General features: G+C 39.7%; 1 protein-coding gene. It reads left to right on the top strand.

Annotation, left to right across the window (positions count from 1 at the left end):
- The first annotated feature begins 39 nt into the window (after positions 1-39).
- Positions 40-1,196, top strand: a protein-coding gene (locus AC1VNJ_RS26810; protein WP_325076394.1) for an IS3 family transposase whose coding sequence is annotated in 2 segments (ribosomal slippage) — positions 40-313 and positions 313-1,196 — 1,158 coding nt in all. Because the reading frame shifts where the segments join, the coding sequence is not laid out codon by codon here.
- Positions 1,197-1,237: the final 41 nt, after the last annotated feature.

Genomic DNA, 1,237 nt, shown 5'->3' with positions numbered 1-1,237 from the left:
GTATGTAGTACCTAACAATAACTTGGAGGTGTTTTTTCTATGGGGACAAGAGTAAGCTATCCAGTAGAAGTGAAATTACAAGCAATTGAAATGAGATTGGCAGGAATTCCTGTCAAAGAAGTGATGGACACGTTACAGATTCGCAATCGTACGCAGCTTCAGACATGGATGAGATGGCATAAAAATGGAGAAGCTTATCGTTTAGCACAGCCCGTTGGGCAAAGCTACACCCATCAAAAGGGGTCCCGTTCTCAAGATGCTTTATCAACGTTAAAAGCTGAAAATCAATATTTAAAGCAACAGAATGACGTGTTAAAAAAGTACAAAGAATTGGAAAGGGAGTGGTACGAGAAGTTGTATTGAATGTAGTGGAAGAATTAAAGAAGCAGTTGCCGATCTCTCAAATCTGTCAGTGCCTAGGGGTTCCTCGATCTACTTATTATCGTTGGCAGAAAAATGAGCAACGAGAAGAAATGAAGAGAAAAAAACGAATCGAACGAAAAATTGGTGAACAGTGCCGCAACCATAAATTTCGATATGGATATCGAAAAATTACAGCGTTACTCAATCAAACCATGCATATCAACCATAAAACCGTGCAGCGTGTTATGCAGAAATACAGTTGGCAATGCCGAGTAAAAAGAAAAAAACGGAAACAAACAGGACAACCTTATCAGGTTGTAGAAAACGTGTTAAACCGTAATTTCCGAGCAGAGCGCCCTCTTCAAAAGCTAGTTACGGATATTACCTACTTGCCTTTTGGACCCAAACAGTTGTATCTTTCAAGTGTTCAAGATTTATTTAATGGGGAAATTATTGCGTACTCCATTGGTGATTGCCAAAACGTAGAATTTGTTTTAGATACATTAAGTCAACTCCCTCCTTTGCCTGAAGGATGTACGTTGCATAGCGACCAAGGTTCGGTTTACACGTCCTATGCGTATCAACAAAAAGTCAAAGAAAGAGGCATCATCATGAGTATGTCCCGTAAAGGGACACCAGCTGATAATGCCTCCATTGAATCGTTTCATTCCATCCTAAAGTCTGAAACGTTTTACCTCGACGAGTTAACATGTACTACGACTGCCATCGTAGAACAAACCGTCGAAAATTATATTACTTATTATAACCATATCCGTATTCAAACAAAACTAAACAACCAGTCACCGGTACAATACCGAAAACTGGCTGTTTAAAAGGTGTTTTGATCCCTGTCTCGAAATTAGGGGTCAGTCCC

This window comes from Priestia sp. 3CA3 (assembly GCF_056836725.1).
Note: the sequence above shows the minus strand (reverse complement) of the source record. Positions and strands in the feature narration are given on the sequence as shown.